Annotated in this window: 13 protein-coding genes and 1 pseudogene; 11 read left to right on the forward strand and 3 right to left on the reverse strand. The window is 58.1% G+C overall.

Translation table 11 applies throughout. The annotated features are described in order from the left end of the window. The first annotated feature begins 97 nt into the window (after nucleotides 1–97). The 5 genes from pxpB (at nucleotide 98) to Q3970_RS02860 (ending at nucleotide 4,956) form a co-directional block, all read left to right on the forward strand. Nucleotides 98–748, forward strand: coding sequence for a 5-oxoprolinase subunit PxpB (pxpB, locus tag Q3970_RS02840; protein ID WP_303099095.1), 651 nt, complete (start codon nucleotides 98–100; stop codon nucleotides 746–748). Next, entirely contained in the window at nucleotides 745–1,674 is a 930-nt protein-coding gene (locus Q3970_RS02845; protein WP_303099119.1) for a biotin-dependent carboxyltransferase family protein, read from the forward strand. Before pxpB ends, Q3970_RS02845 begins: the two co-directional genes overlap by 4 nt. Then, entirely contained in the window at nucleotides 1,664–2,401 is a 738-nt protein-coding gene (pxpA, locus tag Q3970_RS02850; RefSeq protein WP_303099096.1) for a 5-oxoprolinase subunit PxpA, read from the forward strand. The genes Q3970_RS02845 and pxpA overlap by 11 nt, the downstream gene beginning before the upstream one ends. A gap of 183 nt (nucleotides 2,402–2,584) precedes the next feature. Continuing rightward, nucleotides 2,585–3,775 carry an NRAMP family divalent metal transporter gene (locus Q3970_RS02855; RefSeq protein WP_303099097.1) on the forward strand — a complete coding sequence of 397 codons (1,191 nt, stop codon included), beginning with the start codon at nucleotides 2,585–2,587 and terminating at the stop codon, nucleotides 3,773–3,775. 338 nt (nucleotides 3,776–4,113) lie between these two features. Further along, nucleotides 4,114–4,956 (forward strand): class II glutamine amidotransferase, encoded by an 843-nt coding sequence (locus Q3970_RS02860; protein ID WP_303099098.1) that lies wholly within the window; start codon nucleotides 4,114–4,116, stop codon nucleotides 4,954–4,956. Nucleotides 4,957–5,140: 184 nt separating this feature from the next. Here Q3970_RS02860 and Q3970_RS02865 read toward each other — a convergent pair whose 3' ends face one another. Then, a complete protein-coding gene (locus tag Q3970_RS02865) occupies nucleotides 5,141–6,664 on the reverse strand; it encodes a fumarate hydratase (protein ID WP_303099099.1) in 1,524 nt (507 codons plus the stop codon). Nucleotides 6,665–7,141: 477 nt separating this feature from the next. Between Q3970_RS02865 and Q3970_RS02870 the strand changes: the two genes are divergently transcribed. The 4 genes from Q3970_RS02870 to Q3970_RS02885 all read left to right on the forward strand — a co-directional run bounded on the left by Q3970_RS02870 (nucleotide 7,142) and on the right by Q3970_RS02885 (nucleotide 12,452). Continuing rightward, the gene (locus Q3970_RS02870) at nucleotides 7,142–7,789 is read left to right on the forward strand and encodes a 4Fe-4S dicluster domain-containing protein (protein ID WP_303099100.1); all 648 of its coding nucleotides are present in this window, start codon (nucleotides 7,142–7,144) and stop codon (nucleotides 7,787–7,789) included. Next, the gene (locus Q3970_RS02875; RefSeq protein WP_303099101.1) at nucleotides 7,786–9,426 is read left to right on the forward strand and encodes an FAD-binding protein; all 1,641 of its coding nucleotides are present in this window, start codon (nucleotides 7,786–7,788) and stop codon (nucleotides 9,424–9,426) included. Before Q3970_RS02870 ends, Q3970_RS02875 begins: the two co-directional genes overlap by 4 nt. After that, the gene (locus tag Q3970_RS02880) at nucleotides 9,423–10,676 is read left to right on the forward strand and encodes an NADH-quinone oxidoreductase subunit F (RefSeq protein WP_303099102.1); all 1,254 of its coding nucleotides are present in this window, start codon (nucleotides 9,423–9,425) and stop codon (nucleotides 10,674–10,676) included. Before Q3970_RS02875 ends, Q3970_RS02880 begins: the two co-directional genes overlap by 4 nt. Before the next feature lie 285 nt (nucleotides 10,677–10,961). Further along, nucleotides 10,962–12,452: a DASS family sodium-coupled anion symporter gene (locus tag Q3970_RS02885; RefSeq protein ID WP_303099103.1), complete on the forward strand. Its 1,491-nt coding sequence runs from the start codon at nucleotides 10,962–10,964 to the stop codon at nucleotides 12,450–12,452. Nucleotides 12,453–12,562: 110 nt separating this feature from the next. On the opposite strand, the gene Q3970_RS02890 is transcribed toward Q3970_RS02885, so the two are convergent. Continuing rightward, a complete protein-coding gene (locus Q3970_RS02890) occupies nucleotides 12,563–14,293 on the reverse strand; it encodes a potassium/proton antiporter (protein WP_303099104.1) in 1,731 nt (576 codons plus the stop codon). Between the two features lie 241 nt (nucleotides 14,294–14,534). Here Q3970_RS02890 and lnt point away from each other — a divergent pair, with 241 nt between their 5' ends. Together lnt and rpoH are read left to right on the forward strand one after the other, a co-directional pair. Beyond that, nucleotides 14,535–16,079 carry an apolipoprotein N-acyltransferase gene (gene lnt / locus Q3970_RS02895; protein WP_303099120.1) on the forward strand — a complete coding sequence of 515 codons (1,545 nt, stop codon included), beginning with the start codon at nucleotides 14,535–14,537 and terminating at the stop codon, nucleotides 16,077–16,079. Between the two features lie 267 nt (nucleotides 16,080–16,346). After that, on the forward strand, nucleotides 16,347–17,207 hold the full coding sequence (rpoH, locus tag Q3970_RS02900) for an RNA polymerase sigma factor RpoH (protein WP_303099121.1): 861 nt from the start codon (nucleotides 16,347–16,349) through the stop codon (nucleotides 17,205–17,207). A gap of 147 nt (nucleotides 17,208–17,354) precedes the next feature. On the opposite strand, the pseudogene Q3970_RS02905 reads toward rpoH, so the two are convergent. Further along, nucleotides 17,355–18,746, reverse strand: a pseudogene (locus Q3970_RS02905) (nucleobase:cation symporter-2 family protein). Between the last annotated feature and the right edge of the window lie 45 nt (nucleotides 18,747–18,791).

An 18,791-nucleotide genomic window follows, 5' to 3' on the forward strand; every position in this document is an offset into this window, starting at 1 on the left:
ATGTAAAACGTTTTTTCAGACGGCCTTGACAAACCCTTTGAAAAGATTAATATAAAATCACTACACAAGATTACAAAACGCAACACAAGTGGTGATTATGCCTACAATTGAGATTATTCCTATCAGCGAATCCGCGCTGGCCTGCGTGCTGCCGCCGCCTGCCGCGCTGCCGAAACAGCAGCGGTTGTGGGCGTTTGCCGATGCGGTGCAGGCGCTGCCCGAAACGGAAGAGGCGGTAACGGGCATGAACAATTTAACCGTGTTTGTGCGCCCGGATACCGATTTACAGGCGTTTTCAGACGGCCTCTTGGCATTGTGGCCGCAAACCGAAGCCGTTAAGCGCAAAGGCAGGCGCGTGCGTATTCCCGTGGTTTATGGCGGCGAGTTCGGCGAAGACTTGGCCGAAGTGGCGGCCTTTCACCAAACCGGCGCCGAGGAGATTGTGCGCCGCCACACCGAGCCTGTTTATACGGTGTTTATGATGGGCTTCCAGCCCGGGTTTCCTTATTTGGGCGGGCTGCCGGAAAACCTGCACACACCGCGCCGCGCGGTTCCGCGCATCAAGGTGCCGGCCGGTTCGGTGGGCATAGGCGGCAGCCAAACGGGCGTGTATCCGTTTGCTTCGCCGGGCGGCTGGCAGATTATCGGCCGCACCGAAGTGCCTTTGTTTCAGATAAACGCCGATCCACCCGCCCTGTTGGCGGCAGGCGACACGGTGCAGTTTGTGGCAGAAAGGGTTTGGCTATGATGTATGTGGCCGATATTCAGGCAATGGCCCATATACAAGACTTGGGGCGCTACGGTTTGCGCCGCTACGGCATCGGCCACGCGGGTGCGATGGACACGCTGTCGCTGCGGGCGGGCAACCTGCTGCTGGGCAATCCCGAAGGGGCGGCGGCGGTTGAAATCGCCTTGGGCGGCATGAGTGTATCGTTTGCCCACGACACGCCTTTCTGCATCACCGGGGCGGTTTACGAGGCCCAGCTCGACGGCGAACCCGTTTATTCCTACTGGCGCTACACCGCCCGCCGCGGGCAAACCCTGAAACTGATACGCGCGGTGCAGGGAATGTATGGTTATTTGTGTGTGTACGGCGGTTTCAACGTACCTGCGGTGCTCGGCTCGCGCAGCACCGATTTGAGGGCGGGTTTCGGCGGTTTCGAAGGGCGCTGCCTGCGCAAGGGCGACGAAATTCCGCTTAAACACCGCGGTTTCGAAGCCAAACGTGTGGGCATCGCGCCGCCCACGCCGTCGCACCGCATTCATGCGCTGCCTTCTTCGGAATACGGCGCTTTTACGCGGCGCGCCCATTCCGTGTTGTGGCAGAACGCGTGGACGCTGCAAAGCGACAGCAACCGCATGGGCTACCGTTTCGACGGCGGAACGCTCGAATTGGCAACCCCGCTCGAAATGTTGTCGCATGCCGTGCAGTCCGGCACGGTGCAGGTGCCGCCGGGCGGCAGGCCGATTATTTTGATGGCCGACACGCAAACCACCGGCGGCTACCCGAAAATCGCCTGCGTGGCCGCTGCCGATTTGGGGCGGCTGGCGCAAATCCGTTTCGGCGGCAAAATCTTTTTCAAGATGACCACGACGCAAGGGGCGGCGCAACTGCAACGCCAAAACCGGGCTTATTTAAACCAAATCAGAAGGATAGCCGAAAATGCACGTTGATTTGAACGCCGATTTGGCCGAAGGCTGCGGCAACGACGGCGCGCTGATGCAGCGGGTGTCGTCGGCCAATATCGCCTGCGCCCTGCACGCGGGCAGCGCCGCAGAAATGCAGCGCGCCCTTGCTTGGGCGAAGCAATACGGCGTGCGCGTTGGGGCGCATCCCGGCTACCCCGACCGCGAAAATTTCGGCCGCACCGCCATGGCTTTACCCGAAGCCGAACTGCGCGCCTGCCTGCAATACCAACTCGGTGCCCTGCAAGCCTTGTGTGATGCGGCGGGCGTTCAGACGGCCTATGTGAAACCGCACGGCGCGCTATACAACCAAGCCGCCGCCGATGCCGCGCTGGCGGAAATTGTGGCCGACACCGTGCGCCGCTTCAACCCCGGTTTGAAACTGATGGCATTGTCAGGCAGCCTGCTGCTGGAAGCGGGCAGGGCGGCGGGTTTGGAGGTGGTTTCGGAAGCGTTCGCCGACCGCCGCTACCTGCCCGACGGCAGACTGGTGCCGCGCAGCCGTCCCGATGCGCAAATAGAAAGCGACGAAGAAGCCATCACCCAAGTGTTGCAGATGGTGCGCGAGGGCAGCGTAACCGCCGTGGACGGCAGCCGCACCGCCGTGCGCGCCGACAGCATCTGCCTGCACGGCGACGGCGCGCACGCCCTTGAATTTGCCGATAAAATCCGCGCGGCTTTGCGTGCGGAAGGCATTGCGGTCAAGGCCGTCTGAAAAAGAAAAACCGCATAAAACTGATTGTTGTGAAACTAATTGTAATGATGATGATCTTGAAAGTTTGATATTTTTTCAGCATTTTGATTTGATTGATTCTGCTGCCGGCGCACCCCGCCCGAGTTCTTAAAATAATTTTCGGGGCTAAACCACCCGGCGGCAACTTTGCACAAGGAGCGTCATATGTCTGCCAGCAACCGCCGCAACGCGCTTATCGGTGCCGCTTTCCTGATGGCCACCTCGGCCGTCGGCCCGGGTTTTCTCACCCAAACGGCCACGTTCACCCAAAACCTGCTTGCCAGCTTCGGCTTTGTGATTCTGATTTCCATCTTGCTCGATATCGGCGCGCAATTGAATATCTGGCGCATCATCGCCGTATCGGAGCAGCGCGCGCAAGACATTGCCAACCGTGTGTTCCCCGGCGCGGGCTATTTTCTCGCCCTGCTGATTGTGATGGGCGGGTTGGCGTTTAATATCGGCAATGTCGGCGGTGCGGGCTTGGGCGTCAATATCCTCACCGGCCTTGCACCCGAAACGGGCGCGGTTATCAGCGGCGGCGTGGCCGTGGGCATTTTTCTGTTCCGCGAAGCGGGCAGGGCGATGGACAGGTTCACACAAGTGATGGGCTTTATCATGATTGCGCTCACGCTTTATGTGGCCTGGCGCGCTTCGCCGCCGCTGGGCGAGGCCGCGCTGCGCACGTTTGTGCCCGAAAAGCTCGATGCCGTCGCCATCGTTACGCTGGTGGGCGGCACGGTGGGCGGCTATATCACCTTTGCCGGCGCGCACCGCCTGCTTGATGCGGGCGTGAAGGGTAAGGAGTCGCTGCCCGAAGTGAACAAAAGCTCGGTTTCGGCCATTCTGATTGCCTCGGTGATGCGCGTGGTGCTGTTTCTGGCCGTGTTGGGCGTGGTGTCGCAAGGGGTGGCGCTCGACCCGCAAAACCCGGCGGCAACGCCGTTTCAGCATGTGGCCGGCCACGCCGGGCTGCTGATTTTCGGCGTGGTGATTTGGGCGGCATCGATTACGTCGGTGATCGGCGCGGCCTACACTTCGGTGTCGTTTATCGCAGGCTTAAGCCCTGCCGTTGAGAAAAACAAAAACAAGTGGATTATCGGCTTTATTCTGATTTCCACGCTGGTGCTCGCCACGGTGGGCCGCCCCGCACAGGTTTTGGTGTTTGTGGGCACGCTCAACGGCCTGATTCTGCCCGTTTCGCTCGGCCTGATTCTGCTGGCCGCCTACCGCGCCGACATCATCGGCGACTACAAACACCCGAAATGGATGACGGTGTGCGGCGTGGTGGTGGTGGCGGCCATGGCCGTGTTGAGCGGCATGACGCTGGTGAAATATATCGGCGGTTTAATGGCCTGACGGGTCGGGTATTCTAAAAAGCATGGGCCGTCTGAAAAATGTGTTTTCAGACGGCCTTATCGTTTTCAACAAATAGCGTAAACTGCATTTCCAGCCGGAAACCTTTACAAGCCGTGCCGGTATTTTAAAATCTCTGCGTCATGCCCGGGCTTGACCCGAATATCTCTATTTCTTTCGAAACAAATTTAAGATGCCCGGGTCAAGCCCGGGCATGACGACGGTTGGTTTTTCAGACGGCCTGAACAACTCGCAAAAAAAAAAACAGCCACTTTAAAAAAAGCCCGTTTTCCCCCACAATACGGCTTTCGGCGATTGACTCACCAACAAAGGCAACCACCATGTGCCAACTGCTCGGCATGAACTGCAACACCCCCACCGACATCGTTTTTTCGTTTGAAGGCTTCCGCCGCCGCGGCGGTTTGACCGACCATCATGCCGACGGCTTCGGCATCGGCTTTTTCGAAGGCCGGGGCGTGCGCCTGTTTCACGACGACAAACCCAGCGCCAACTCGCCGGTGGCCGATTTGGTAAAGGCCTACCAAATCAAATCGGAAAACGTGATTGCCCATATCCGCAAAGCCACGCAGGGGCAGACTTCGCTTGCCAACACTCATCCGTTTATGCGCGAAATGTGGGGCGGATACTGGCTGTTTGCCCACAACGGCCATCTGAAAAACTTTTTTCCCAAAGAAGGCAGTTTCTACCGGGCGGTGGGCAACACCGATTCGGAGCGTGCGTTTTGTTATATTTTAGAGCAGCTGCGCCGCCGCTTTTCAGAGCGCCCCGACGAAAACGCCCTGTTCGATGCCGTGGCGGAGCTGACCGCCGAAATCCGCGGATACGGCCTGTTTAACTTTATGATGTCGGACGGCGAATGCCTGTTTGCCCACGCCAGCACACTCTTGCACTATATCGTGCGCAAGGCCCCGTTCGGCGAGGCGCATCTGATTGACGACGACGTGAAGGTCGATTTCGCCGCCGTTACCACCCCCAACGACAAAGTGGCGGTGATTGCCACCCTGCCGCTCACCGCCAACGAAACCTGGCTGCAACTGGCCGTTAACGAGCTGGTGATGTTCCGCGAAGGCGGCATCGTGCGCCGCCATGCGCCCGAGCACCCCGTTTACATGAGCGCGGAAGAGGGTTTGGCCATCGCCCGCGCGGCAGGTGTGAGCGTGTGAGGCGTCGGTTTGAAAATATCGGAAACAGGGCTTTTTCAAAAAAACGTACCGGCTGCACATTTGCGCTTCAAATTCCGATATGGAGCGATAATAAACAGATTTTAAAAATTTTGAGGCCGTCTGAAAGGTGAACTGCACCTTTCAGACGGCCTGTTTGATTTGCCTGATGCGGTTGCAAACGGTGTTACGCGTCAACCGGAATAATGCCGATTTTCGCCTGCCACTGTTTCGGTGCGACGGCGTGTACCGATTTGCCGCTGGAATCCACGGCCACGGTAACGGGCATATCTTTGACTTCGAATTCGTAAATCGCTTCCATGCCCAGTTCGGGGAAGGCCACCACTTTGGCCGCTTTGATGGCTTTTGCCACCAGATAGGCCGAACCGCCCACGGCCATCAGATACACGGCTTGGTTGTCGGCAATCGCTTTGCAGGCTTCGGCGCCGCGTTCGGACTTGCCGATCATGCCCAAGAGGCCGGTTTGTTCGAGCATTTGGCGGGTGAATTTGTCCATACGGGTGGCGGTGGTGGGGCCGGCGGGGCCGACCACTTCGTCGCGCACGGGGTCTACCGGGCCGACGTAGTAAATCAGCTTGTTGGTGAAGTCTACCGGCAGTTGTTCGCCTTTGTTGAGCATATCGGTCATGCGTTTGTGGGCGGCGTCGCGGCCGGTGTAGATTTTGCCGTTTAAGAGCAGCACGTCGCCCATTTTCCAAGTGGCCACTTCTTCTTTGGTGAGGTTGTTTACATCAACGCGTTTGCCGTTGTCGGGGCTGTAGGTGATGTCGGGCCAGTCGTCGAGGCTGGGCGGGTCGAGTTTCACGGGGCCTGATCCGTCGAGTTCGAATTCCACATGGCGCGTAGCGGCGCAGTTGGGAATCATGGCCACGGGCTTGGAAGCGGCGTGGGTGGGGTAGTCGAGGATTTTCACGTCCAACACGGTAGTGAGGCCGCCCAATCCTTGCGCGCCCACGCCCAGCGCGTTCACTTTTTCATAAAGTTCGAGGCGCAGCGCTTCGGTGGTGGAAAGTTCGGCGTCGGACTTGGCTTTTTCCTGCAGTTCTTGAATATCCACATGGCTCATCAGGCTTTCTTTGGCCAACAGGGCGGCTTTTTCGGGCGTGCCGCCGATGCCGATGCCCAAGATGCCGGGCGGGCACCAGCCGGCGCCCATTTGCGGAATGGTTTTGATTACCCAGTCGACAATGTTGTCAGAGGGGTTGAGCATGGCCATTTTGGTTTTGTTTTCGGAACCGCCGCCTTTGGCCGCGCAGGTAACTTCAACTTTATCGCCTTTCACGATTTCCATGTGCACCACGGCGGGGGTGTTGTCTTTGGTGTTGGTGCGCTTGCCGGCGGGGTCGGCCAAAACCGATGCGCGCAGGGTGTTGTCGGGGTGGGTGTAGGCGCGGCGCACGCCTTCGTTCACCATTTCCTGCACGCTCAATTCGGCATCCCATTGCACGTTCATGCCCACTTTCAGAAACACGGTGGCGATGCCGGTGTCTTGGCAGATGGGGCGGTGGCCTTCGGCGCACATGCGGCTGTTAACCAGAATCTGCGTCATTGCGTCTTTGGCGGCGGGGTTTTCTTCTTTCTGCCACGCTTTGTATAAAGCCTGAATGTAGTCGGCGGGGTGGTAGTAGCTGATGAATTGGAAGGCATCGGCGATGCTTTGGATAAAGTCTTCCTGTTTGATAACGGTCATGGTTGTTCCTTTTGGGTTTGTTTTATCGAAACTTTGCCGCACGGCTTTCAGACGGCCTGTTTTATCGGCTGAAGCATACAGGTTTGCAATGTTAATTTGTGTTAGCAGGCCGGGCTTGTCTGTTTCGCTTGATTTAGCGCAGCAAAATACGGTTGTAAAGTTACAGAAAAACGGCGCGGACGGGGGAATATTATGGCAGGCAGGCCGTCTGAAATGGCGGTATCGGGCTGTGCTCTGTATATTTTAATTTAAAACAAAACCTTGTTTCGGGCAGGGCGGGTGCTTACTTGGGGTATATTTGACTGTAGTCAAATAACACATTTAAATACCAATGCACGGTTTTTGATTAGAATAAAATTACAAAACCGATAGTTGATTAATAAGGATAATTTTCAAAATGCTGAAAACTGATGCTTGAGCTGTGCGGTTCGGCGGATTTTAACGGTAGAAATGAAAATATATTACAGGAACACAAACATGAGTGAAGAATCTTTGAGCCTGATTATCGACGGGCGCGAGATACAGGCTTCGCCCGAGCATTCCATTATTCAGGCCTATGCCCGTTCGGGTTATGTGTTAACGGCCAATGTGGGCTGCATGGGGCAGGGCGTGTGCGGTTCGTGCCGCTGCATGATACGCAGGGAGGGTGAGCGCGAGGTTACCACCGCATTGGGCTGCGAAACCAAAGTGGAGCAGGGTATGCAGGTGAGTTTTATGGATTATTTCATGCCCGAACACGTCCACTACTACGATATGGAAGATATGGGCGACGGCTGGAGCAGGCTCGATGACACCGCGCGCTTTTTCCCCGAAGCCGCCCACTGCCGCCATTGCGGCGGCTGCAACCGCGCCTGCCCGAAAGGCTTGCAGGTGGAGCAGGGTGTGGCGCAAGTGGTGGCGGGCGACTTTTCGGCAGCAACCGTTACGTTCGACGAATGCGTGATGTGCAACTTGTGCACGCTGGCCTGCCCGGAAAACATCCGCCCCAACCATGTGGGGCTGTTTGCGCGGCGTATGAGGGCCGCGCGCACGTTGCGTCCGGTTGATCTGATGCACCGCTTACGGCAAATCAGAAGCGGTGCGATGAAAGTGGATATCCACGCCGACGGGGAGGTGCAGCCATGAATCCTAACGTAACCGGCATTGCCTACGAACAGGCCCTGCAAGCGCTGCGCGGTTCCAAACCGGAAATGCGAAGCGATCTGCCGCCCAAAGAAATGCTGCTCAACGGCTACCACCCCGACTACCGCGCCGATGCGCGGGTGAAACTGCCCGTGGGCGCCAACGCAGGCAGCGACTGCCACCCCGAATTGGCCAAGCTGCTGCTGAGCCGCCCGCTGATTGATGATTTTGACTTGGCCGGTGCCGAACACCTCGATACCGACGTGTTGGTAATCGGCGGCGGCGGTGCGGGCGCGGCGGCTGCGCTGGCGGCCACCGAAGCGGGCGCATCGGTGATTATCGCCAACAAACTGCGCATCGGAGACAGCAACACCGTGATGGCCGAAGGCGGCATTCAGGCTGCCGTCGGCGAAGAAGACAGCCTGCAACAGCACTATGAAGACACCCTTAAAGGCGGCCACCATGCCGGCAACAAAGAGCTGATTGCGCAAATGGTTACAGACGGCCCTTCGGTTATCCGCTGGCTGATCGGCATCGGCATGAACTTCGATATGGTGAAAGACGAAGGCAACAGCAAACGCCTGCAACGCAAACGCGCGGGCGGCACGGCAATTCCGCGCATTTTGTGCTACCGCGACTTTACCGGCCTCGAATTGATGCGCGTGCTGCGCGAAGCGGTTGAGCTGGAGCGCAGAATCACCCAGCTCAACCGCTGCCCGGCCGTAGAGTTGTTGTCTGACGAGCACGGCCGTTGCGTCGGTGCGGTGTTATACGATTTGGAACGCCGCAAACTGCTGGTGGCACACGCCAAAGCCGTGATTCTGGCAACCGGCGGCAGCGGCCGCCTGCACTTGCAGGGTTTCGCCACCTCCAACCACTACGGCGCCACCGCCGACGGCTTGGTGATGGCCTACCGTATGGGGGCGAAACTGCGCGATATGGATTCCTTCCAATACCACCCGACCGGCGTGGCCTATCCCGCCCATTTGGTGGGCGTGCTGATTTCCGAAGCCGTGCGCTCGGCAGGCACGCATCTGGTGAACGGTTTGGGCGAACGTTTCGTTGACGAACTGCAACCGCGCGACGTGGTGGCGGCGGCGATTCTGCGCGAAGTGGCCGAAGGCCGCGGCGTGGTGCGCGGCAGGCAGGTGGGCGTGTTTTTGGATACGCCGCGCCTGATTGCCAAAGACCCCGACGTGCTCAAACGCTTGGTATCGCTCGCGCACGTTGCCCGCAAGTGCGGTATCGATCCTGCCGTCGAACCCATGCTGGTCCACCCGACCCTGCATTACCAAAACGGCGGCATGCAAATCGACGGCAACGGCGCCACTTCCATTCCCGGCCTGTATGGTGCGGGCGAAGTAACCGGCGGCATCCACGGCCGCAACCGCCTGATGGGCAACGCGCTGCTCGACATCATCAGCTTCGGCCGCCGTGCAGGCGCAGCGGCGGCGGAGGGCATTGTGCGTTCCGACCATCCCTTTCAGAAAAAGCGCGGCGGTTTCGCCCATGTGTATAACCTGCAGCGCGAATTAACGCGCGCGGGCATCAAAAGCGAAACCAAGGCGCCGGTGCTTTACCCTAACTACGGCACATTCGATTTGCGTGAACACGCAGGACTTCAGGAGGGCGCGAAATGAGCGAAGCCAACACCTTATTGATGCACCCTTCACGCTCGGTGGGTGCCGACTTGCAGGCATGGATTAAAGTGGGCGGCGGCGAAGGGCTGTTGGCCGCATTGGCAAACGCAGGCAATATCATCAACACTTTGCGCGATGCCAACCTTGCCGGCATGGGCGGCGCGGGTTTCCCCTCATGGCGCAAATGGGAGGCCGCCGCGGCTGCCGCCGGCTCCAAGGGCGACAAATACATCGTGTGCAACGGCAACGAAGACGAACCCGGCACGTTCAAAGACCGCTACCTGCTCTCGCACACGCCGCATCAGGTAATCGAAGGCATGCTGATTGCCGCTGCCGCCGTGGGCGCCAACCATGTGGTGCTGTATATCAACCCGCACCAAACCGAATCTGTCGCCGCCGTTTCCGCCGCCATCGCGCAATGGCAGGGCAGCGGCCTGATGGGCAAGCTGGAAGCTTTTCTCGGCAAGCCCGTGCATTTGAAGCTGGTGCAAACATCAGGCCGCTATATCGGCGGCGAAGAAACCGCCGTGGTTTCCTGGCTCGACGGCGGATTTCCGTTTCCGCGCCGCAAACCGCCGTATCCTGCCGAAAGCGGGGTAGACGGCCAGCCCACGTTAATCAACAACACCGAAACCTTCGCCAACGTGCCGCACATTCTGCGCAACGGTGCCGAGTGGTACCGCAATCTCGGCAAGGGTGAGGCTTCCGGCACCAAGCTCTATTCGCTCTCGGGCGATGTGCTAAACCCCGGCCTGTATGAGCTGCCGATGGGCACCACCCTGCACGAGCTGATTTTCGTGCACGGCGGCGGTATGCTTGAAGGCCGCGCCTTTAAGGCCGTGTTTACCGGCGGCCCTTCCAACACACTGCTCACCGCAGCCGATTTGGATGTGCCGCTCGACTTCGCTTCGGTGCGCGCGCGCCATTCCAGCCTGGGCACGGGCGCGATGATTGTGATTTCGGAAGGCACGAGCGTGGTGCGCAAAGTGGCCGAGTATGTGGAATTTTTCGCCACCAATTCGTGCGGCCAATGCCCGCCGTGCAAAGGCGGCACGTTCCAGCTCGCCCGCCTGCTCAACCGCATCGACAGCGGCGTGAGCACCGAAGACGACCTGCGCGCCCTGCAAAGCCTGTGCCGCCTGCTGCCCGGCAGCGGCCGCTGCGCCCTGATAGACGGCGCGGTAACGGTAACGCAAAGCTCGATGCGCACGTTTCCGCAGGAATACGGCCTAGGGTCTGTCGACAATTAACGCAACGGCGGTGTTTTTGGTCAAAATCCCCCGTCTGCGGCGTTAGGTAGCGTAGCGGACTTGCGAAGCTAAAATGCCCGCAAGGTGTCCAACCTTGCTGCGCTTTTTGCCTTGCATACGCGGTTTTTGTCTCAAAAACCGCTTCGCCGGTCAATTGCCGACAGACCCTGGAGCGCGGGGAAATGCTGTGATACGTTCTCAGACGGCCTTACATTCGGATTTCAAACAGGCCGTCTGAAAAAACAAAAATGTTTTTCATATCCTTAAACGAAGAGGAGTTTTATTATGGGTTTCAAACCAATCCCCACGCTGGTTGCGCTAGCGCTGGCACTGGTTATCTGGTTTATACCGGTGCCCGAAGGCGTTTCGGCGCAGGCCTGGCACCTGCTGGCATTGTTTGTGGGCATTATCGCCGCCATTATCGGCAAAGCCATGCCCATCGGCGCAGTGGCCGTTATCGCCATCACGCTGGTGGCTTTGTTGGGCATCACCGTGCCCGAAGTTGATCCTGAAACAGGCAAGGCCATTGCCAATCCGGCAGGGCAGGCGGCCAAAGATGCGTTGAGCAGCCTCAATAACAGCCTGATTTGGATGATAGGTGTGGCAATTATGATTTCGCGCGGCCTGCTGAAAACGGGTTTGGGCACACGCTTCGGCTACATGTTTACCGCCCTTTGGGGCAAACGCACCATCGGTGTGGCCTACAGCCTAGTGATTTCCGATTTGGTTCTCGCACCGGTTACCCCCAGCAATACCGCCCGCGGCGGTGCCATTGTGCACCCCGTGATGCGCGCGATTGCCGCCGGTTTCGATTCCGATCCCGAAAACGGCACCGAAGGCAGAATCGGCAAATATCTGGCTTTGGTCAACTACCACGCCAACATCATTTCCTGCATGCTGTTCATCACCGCCACCGCACCCAACCCGTTGGTGGTAAAACTGATTGCCGAGGCCACCAATTCCGATATTTCCATCAGCTGGGGCACTTGGTTCACGGCCATGGTGGTGCCCGGCCTGACAGCCATGATACTGATGCCGCTGATTCTCTTCTGGCTTTACACGCCCGAAATCAAACAAACCCCCAATGCCACCGAGTTGGCCAAAGAAAAGCTCAAAGAAATGGGGCCGATGAGCCGCAACGAATGGATTATGCTCGGCATTTTCGGCCTGCTGCTGGTGTTGTGGGCAGGCGTTCCCGCCATGATTTTCGGTAAAGGTGCCGAGGTTGACGCCACTACCACCACCTTTATCGGCCTCAGCCTGCTGCTGCTCACCGGCGTGCTCACTTGGGACGACGTGCTGAAAGAAAAAAGCGCGTGGGACACCGTGGTGTGGTTTGCCGCGCTGGTGATGATGGCCACTTTCCTCAACAAATTGGGGCTGATCGGCTGGTTTTCCGGCCTGTTGGGAAGCAGCATTTCCGGCCTCGGCTTAAACTGGGTGGCCGGCTGCGGACTGCTCACATTGGCCTATATCTATTCGCACTATATGTTTGCCAGCGGCACCGCCCACGTTACCGCCATGCTCGGCGCATTCTACGCCGCCGGCCTTGCGCTGGGCGCGCCGCCCATGCTCTATGCGCTGGTGTTGGCCGCTTCTACCAGCATCATGATGTCGCTCACCCATTATGCCTCAGGTTCTTCACCCGTGATTTACGGCTCGGGCTACGTTACCATGACCGAATGGTGGAAAGCCGGCTTTATCATGAGCGTGATCGAAATCATCATCTTCGCCACTGTCGGTGTGATGTGGTGGAAGGTGTTGGGTTATTGGTAGGAATGGGAAAAAACCTTATTCTGCAACCGTATATGGCAAGGCCGTCTGAAAATATTCAGACGGCCTTGCTGATGTTATGAATCATAATTGCACAGGGTCCGGCTTGATTCTTAATCCGGGCATTTCAGCCCCAGCCATTTCATCGAACCGTCGGAACCGGTTTCTTTTACGGTGAGGGTGAAACTGCCGATATGGATACGGTCGCCTTCCACCGGCAGGCTGCCTTCGAAACGTTTTTTAAACAGCCCGCGCAAGGTGAGGCTGCGTTCTTCTTCGTTAAGCTGCAGGCCGTAGGCATCGGCCAGATCGCCCGCCATGCTCGAAGGGTTGACCACAAACTCGCCGAAGAAGCTGAAATTCATACGCACCAGGCTGCCGGTTTCGGCAAAGCGTTTGGCGATGGTTTCCACATGCTCGGGCGGCACGATATACCAGGCGGTATCGCCCGCCAGCAGGCGGGTGTCCAAATCCAGTTCTTCCCGTTTGCCGTTGCGGATTAGGGCGAAACAGCGGGTAGAGAGCAAATCCAAATCCTGAGCCACTTCGTCGGGGTGCATGCCTTCGGCGTCGGAGTCGGCCAGCACTTCATAGGCCAAAAGCGGCACCGATTCGCTTTCCGAAAGCCAGATTTCGCGGCTGTCGGCAGGTTCGGGTTTGGGCGGCACGGTTACCTTCAGCCGGCGCGCCATCACGGGAATGGTGGTGCCCTGAATCAGCAGCGACAGTATCACTACGGCAAAAGCCACGTCGAACAGCAGGCGCGCGTTGGGCACGCCCATTACCAGCGGCATCATGGCCAGTGTAATCGGCACTGCGCCGCGCAGCCCTACCCAGCTGATATAGGCCATTTCGCGGCGGCTGTAGTGAAATTTCCAAATGCCGCTCACCACCGCGGCCGGGCGGGCCACCAGCATCAGAAAGGCGGCGATGGCCAAGGCGTCCAGACCCTGTTCCCACAGGCGGTGGGGCGTAACCAAAAGGCCGAGCACCACAAACATGCTGGCTTGCGCCAGCCAGGCCAAGCCGTCCATTACGCGCAAAACGTGTTCGGTGGCGTGGCTGTGGCGGTTGCCGACGATGATGCCTGCCAGATATACGGCCAAAAAACCGCTGCCGCCGATTAGGTTGGTGAGGCCGAAAACGAGCAGGCCGCCCGAAACAATCATCAGCGCATACAGACCCTCGGCGAGGTTTAAGCGGCGTGTAAGCCGCGACAGGATTCTGCCGCCGAGAAAGCCCGCAGCCAAACCGAAGCCGAGCTGGAGCAGCAGCATCCATAAAAAAGACAGCACGCCCGATTCTTCGGGGGTGAGCGTGATCGAAATCAGCGCGGTTACCAGAAAAACCGCCATCGGATCGTTGGCGCCCGATTCGATTTCGAGGGTGGCCTGTACGCGTTCGTTAAGCCGCACGCCGCTGTTGCGCAGCAGGTTGAACACCGCGCCGGCATCGGTGGAGCCGACGATGGCCGCCATTAAGATGCCGAAACGCCAGTCCCAATCCATATACCAGGTGGCGAATACGCCCAGCAGCGCCACGGTGGCGATTACCCCCCAGCTTGCCAAAACGGCGGCGGGTTTGAGGGCGATGCGGAAGCTGTCGAGCTTGGTGCGCAGGCCGCCGTCGAGCAGAATCACCGCCAGAGCCAGCTGGCCGATGGCGGTGGCGGTGAAAAAATTGTCGAACTCGATGCCGCCTATGCCCTCGTCGCCCGCCAGCATGCCCACGGCCAAAAACATCAAAAGCAGCGGCATGCCGAGCCGTGCCGAGAGCGTGGTTGAAATCACGCTGAGAAACAGCAGCAGCCCGCAGAGCACGAATAAACTGTTGAGTCCGTCCATAATTTTTTGTGAGTGTGTGCGTTTGGCATGAAAAGCGCGTATTTTAGCATGAAGATACTTGTTTCTTAAATGAAACCCGGAATCTTAAAACGGGTGTTCGGGCGGCCGTCTGAAAGAGTGTGCCGAAATCGGCTATAATGCAGCAAAACCGCCGGGCGGGAAAAAAGTGAATGAACACAACAACAGGCCGTCTGAAAACCAATCAGAGTTTTTCAGACGGCCTTACACGCAAACCCTGTTTATGAACCCGATTCAAAAACTCGAACAATTCTGGCAGAAGCCGCTGTGTTACTGGCCGCTGCTGCTGGCGGTTGCCGCCGCAACACCGTTAACGTTTGCGCCGTATTACCATTTCTGGCTGATGCCGCTCTTGTTCGGCGCGTTAATCCGCCTCACCGAGCTGCGCCCGCAGCACGCCGTGAAAAGCGCCTATCTGTTCGGCCTGACCGGTTATGCCGCGCAGTTTTATTGGATACACACCGCGCTGCATACCGTTTCCGGCCTGCCCAACCTTTACGCCGTGCCGCTCACCTTTCTGCTGCCCGCGTTTCTCGCCCTGTATCCCGCCGCCGCTTTCTGGCTGCTGAAAAAATTCAACCTGCCGCGCGCTTGGCGCATCGGCGCGGTGCTGCCGCTGTTATGGACGCTCACCGAATTCGCCCGCGAACGCCTGCTCACCGGTTTTGCCTGGGGCGCGCTCGGCTATTCGCAAATCGCCGACCACAGCCCGCTGGCCGGTTTCGCCCCGCTGGGCGGCATCCATCTGGTTACGCTCGCCACCGCCTGCACCGGCGCATGGCTGGTGTTGCTGGCGGATAATTCAGGCCGTCTGAAACAGCGCGCGGCGGCGTTGGGCGGCATCGTGCTGTTGGCCGCCGCCGGTTTTGCCGCCAAACACACCGACTTTACCCGCCCCGACGGCAGCACCGCCACCGTGGCATTGGCGCAGGGCAATATCCCGCAAACGCTGAAGTGGACGCCTGAACATTTCGCTCCCACCGTCGAGCGCTATTACGCCCAAGTGGCGGGCAGCCGCGCCGACATCGTTATCCTGCCCGAAACCGCCATCCCGCTGATGCGCCAAGATTTACCGCAGGGGCTGCTGGCGCAGTTTGCCTTGCAGGCCAGAGAAAACGGCAGCGCGCTGGCCATAGGCATCAGCCAATACACTTCAGACGGCCGCGATTATGAAAACGCCGTTATCAATCTCTCGCATTACAGCGAAGAAGCGCCGGATCACATTCCGTATTACGCCAAAAACCACCTGGTGCCCTTCGGCGAATACAAACCGCTGCCGTGGCTCACCGGTCCGCTCTACCAAATGATGAATATGCCGCTGGCCGACTTCAAGCGCGGTGGCAGCGCCCAAGCACCGTTTCAGATGGCCAATCAGAAAGTGGCTTTCAACATCTGTTATGAAGACGGTTTCGGCGACGAATTAATCGCTTCGGCCAAACAGGCCACGCTGCTGGCCAACGCCAGCAATATGGCGTGGTACGGCAAATCCAACGCCATGTTCCAACACTTGCAGCAGTCGCAGGCGCGCGCGCTGGAGCTGGGGCGTTATATGGTGCGCGCCACCAACACCGGCGCCACCGCCATTGTTAATCCGAAAGGCCGCATTGTTGCCCAAACCGTACCCGACACCGCTACCGTGTTGGAAGGGCGCATCGAAGGCCATACCGGCGAAACCCCGTATATGAAACTCGGCGGCTCATGGCCGCTCGTTATCCTATTGGGCGTGTCGGCCGCCGGTTTGTTTGTGTGGGGCAGATACCGCCGCTAAGCGGTTTTCAGACGGCCTTTGCGAAAAATTTCCAAGTATTAATAAAGCCTTAATAATAAAACCACACAATGGGCAGAAACTGTGTTTTAATAGGGAACTATTTCTGACAAAAACACTCAAATATTTTAAATCAATCGAAAACTTAAAAATACAAAAGTTTACCTATTGAGTATTGAAACCATACAGAGAAACGAGTTTAATAAGCAAGGCCGGTGCGGCAAACCCGAAACCGGCTCCGCACAATATAAGGAAAGCCAATCAATGACCATGAATAACGCCTTCGCATTACCCGTACCCAGCGGGCACGGCAGCCTGGAGCAGTACATTCATACCGTAAACAACATTCCCATGCTTTCTGCCGAAGAAGAAACCCAACTGGCAGAACGCCAACAGAAAGGCGACCTCGAAGCCGCCAAACAACTGATTCTTTCACACCTGCGCGTTGTCGTATCGATTGCGCGCGGTTACGACGGCTACGGCCTCAACCAGGCCGACCTGATTCAGGAAGGCAACATCGGCCTGATGAAGGCGGTGAAACGTTTCGAGCCTGCCCGCGGCGCACGCCTGTTTTCGTTTGCCGTGCATTGGATTAAGGCCGAAATCCACGAATTCATCCTGCGCAACTGGCGCCTGGTGCGCGTGGCCACCACCAAACCGCAGCGCAAACTGTTTTTCAACCTGCGCAGCATGCGTAAAAACCTCAACGCCTTAAGCCCCAAAGAAGCACAGGAAATCGCCGACGATTTGGGCGTGAAACTTTCCGAAGTGCTCGAGATGGAACAGCGCATGACCGGTCGCGACATCGGCATCATGGCCGACAACAGCGACGATGAAGACAGCTTCGCCCCCATCGACTGGCTGGCCGACAACGACACCGAGCCGACCCACCAAATCGCCCAAAAAGCCCACTACGCCTTGCAAACCGAAGGCCTGCAAAACGCGCTGGCGCAATTGGACGACCGCAGCCGCCGCATCGTTGAGAGCCGCTGGCTGCAAGACGACGGCGGGCTGACCCTGCACGACTTGGCCGCAGAATACGGCGTATCCGCCGAGCGTATCCGCCAAATCGAAGCCAAAGCCATGCAGAAACTGCGCGGTTTCCTTGCCGAAGAGGCCGAAGCCGTTTAACGCTTGAGGTTTTCTTAACGGCAACTGCCCAAACGGTTTCAGGCCGTCTGAATGTTTCAGACGGCCTGGAGTTTTTTGTAGGGCGGAGATATAGATATTTCAGACGGCTTAAACCACTTGTAAAGTCTCAGCCTGTCAAATCCTCAATCACACATCCAACTCATCGCTCAGATAAACCTTTTCGCCCTCGTCGCGCGGCATAATCAGGTTCATCAGCAGCGCCGCCGTGCCGCCCATGCAGATGGGGTTTTGGAACAGCTATTTCACCGGCAGGAGGGCGAACACTTCGGGTTTGAAACTCACGCCCAAACCCAAACCGATGGAGGTGGCGGCAATCACGGCTTCGCGGCGGTTGATGCCGTTGGTCATGATGATGCGCACGCCGGCGATGGCGATCAGGCCGAACATCAGCACCATCGCGCCGCCGATAACCGGGCTGGGAATGGTGGTAAAAGCGCGGCCCACCACGGGAAACAGCCCCAACACCACCAAAATGGCGGCGATATACTTGCCCACATGGCGCGAGGCTACGCCGGTCATCTGAATCACGCCGTTGTTTTGCGCGAACGTGGTCAAAGGCAGCGAACCCAGCGCGGTGGCAATCACCGACACCAAGCCGTCGGCAAACACGCCGCCGCGCAGGCGTTTTTGAAATTCTTCGCCTTCATAATCTTCGCCGGACACCATCGCCGTGGCGGTTAAGTCGCCCACCGCTTCAAAAATACTCAGCAGATATACCAAACCTGCCACCAGAAACGGAATGAATTGGAAGTCGAAACCGTATTTGAACGGCACGGGCACGGTAACCGGCGGCAGGTTGTCCAACACCGAAAAATCCACCATACCCAAAAACAGCGCCACCACATAGCCCGCAATCATGCCCACGGCAATGCCGCTCATACGCAAGAGCGGGTTTTTCAGGCTGTTGAAAAACAGCACCACCGCCAACACAAAAGCCGCCAGCGCGATGTTTTGCCACGCGCCGAACGTGCCGTTGCCCATGGCCGCATAGCCGCCGCCGAATTCGGTAATTGCCACGCCGATCAGGCTCAGGCCGATCATCATCACCACCACGCCGCTCACGGTGGGGGTGATCACTTTTTTCAGATAGGGCAGCAGCCATGCCGATCCGGCCACCAGAAACGCGCCCGCAAACGCCACGCCGAGAAGGGCGGAGAGCATAGCGTGTTCGTCCAGCCCTTGCTCTTTCATGCCCAAGCCCAGCGAAATCATCACGCCCACAAACGAAAAGTTGACCGACTGAATCGACAGCATGCCCGAACCCACCGGCCCGAAACGGTTAACCTGCAAATAAGTGCCGATGCCCGAAGCCACCATCGCCATCGACACCAGATAGGCCGTCATTTCCGGCGGCAGTTTCAGCGCGCCGCCCACAATCAGCGCGGGGGTAATCATCGGCACGAAAATTGCCAGAAGGTGGGTGATTGCGCTCAAAAGCGCGTTGGGGAAGGGCGGTTTGTCTTCCAGGCGGTAAACCAAATCGGGCGTATCGCCCTTGCGGGAGAGGGGGGCTGTCATCGTAAATTCTTTATGTAACCGAACGATAAAATTTGTAAGCGCAGA

The sequence above is a fragment of the Neisseria sp. genome, from assembly GCF_030530745.1.
Classification (GTDB): domain Bacteria; phylum Pseudomonadota; class Gammaproteobacteria; order Burkholderiales; family Neisseriaceae; genus Neisseria.

What these genes read in the sequence shown, in the direction of transcription:
- pxpB (WP_303099095.1), top strand. Translation starts at nt 98, where the DNA reads ATGCCTACAATTGAGATTATTCCTATCAGCGAATCCGCGCTGGCCTGC.
- Q3970_RS02845 (WP_303099119.1), top strand. Translation starts at nt 745, where the DNA reads ATGATGTATGTGGCCGATATTCAGGCAATGGCCCATATACAAGACTTG.
- pxpA (WP_303099096.1), top strand. Translation starts at nt 1,664, where the DNA reads ATGCACGTTGATTTGAACGCCGATTTGGCCGAAGGCTGCGGCAACGAC.
- Q3970_RS02855 (WP_303099097.1), top strand. Translation starts at nt 2,585, where the DNA reads ATGTCTGCCAGCAACCGCCGCAACGCGCTTATCGGTGCCGCTTTCCTG.
- Q3970_RS02860 (WP_303099098.1), top strand. Translation starts at nt 4,114, where the DNA reads ATGTGCCAACTGCTCGGCATGAACTGCAACACCCCCACCGACATCGTT.
- Q3970_RS02865 (WP_303099099.1), bottom strand. Translation starts at nt 6,664, where the DNA reads ATGACCGTTATCAAACAGGAAGACTTTATCCAAAGCATCGCCGATGCC.
- Q3970_RS02870 (WP_303099100.1), top strand. Translation starts at nt 7,142, where the DNA reads ATGAGTGAAGAATCTTTGAGCCTGATTATCGACGGGCGCGAGATACAG.
- Q3970_RS02875 (WP_303099101.1), top strand. Translation starts at nt 7,786, where the DNA reads ATGAATCCTAACGTAACCGGCATTGCCTACGAACAGGCCCTGCAAGCG.
- Q3970_RS02880 (WP_303099102.1), top strand. Translation starts at nt 9,423, where the DNA reads ATGAGCGAAGCCAACACCTTATTGATGCACCCTTCACGCTCGGTGGGT.
- Q3970_RS02885 (WP_303099103.1), top strand. Translation starts at nt 10,962, where the DNA reads ATGGGTTTCAAACCAATCCCCACGCTGGTTGCGCTAGCGCTGGCACTG.
- Q3970_RS02890 (WP_303099104.1), bottom strand. Translation starts at nt 14,293, where the DNA reads ATGGACGGACTCAACAGTTTATTCGTGCTCTGCGGGCTGCTGCTGTTT.
- lnt (WP_303099120.1), top strand. Translation starts at nt 14,535, where the DNA reads ATGAACCCGATTCAAAAACTCGAACAATTCTGGCAGAAGCCGCTGTGT.
- rpoH (WP_303099121.1), top strand. Translation starts at nt 16,347, where the DNA reads ATGAATAACGCCTTCGCATTACCCGTACCCAGCGGGCACGGCAGCCTG.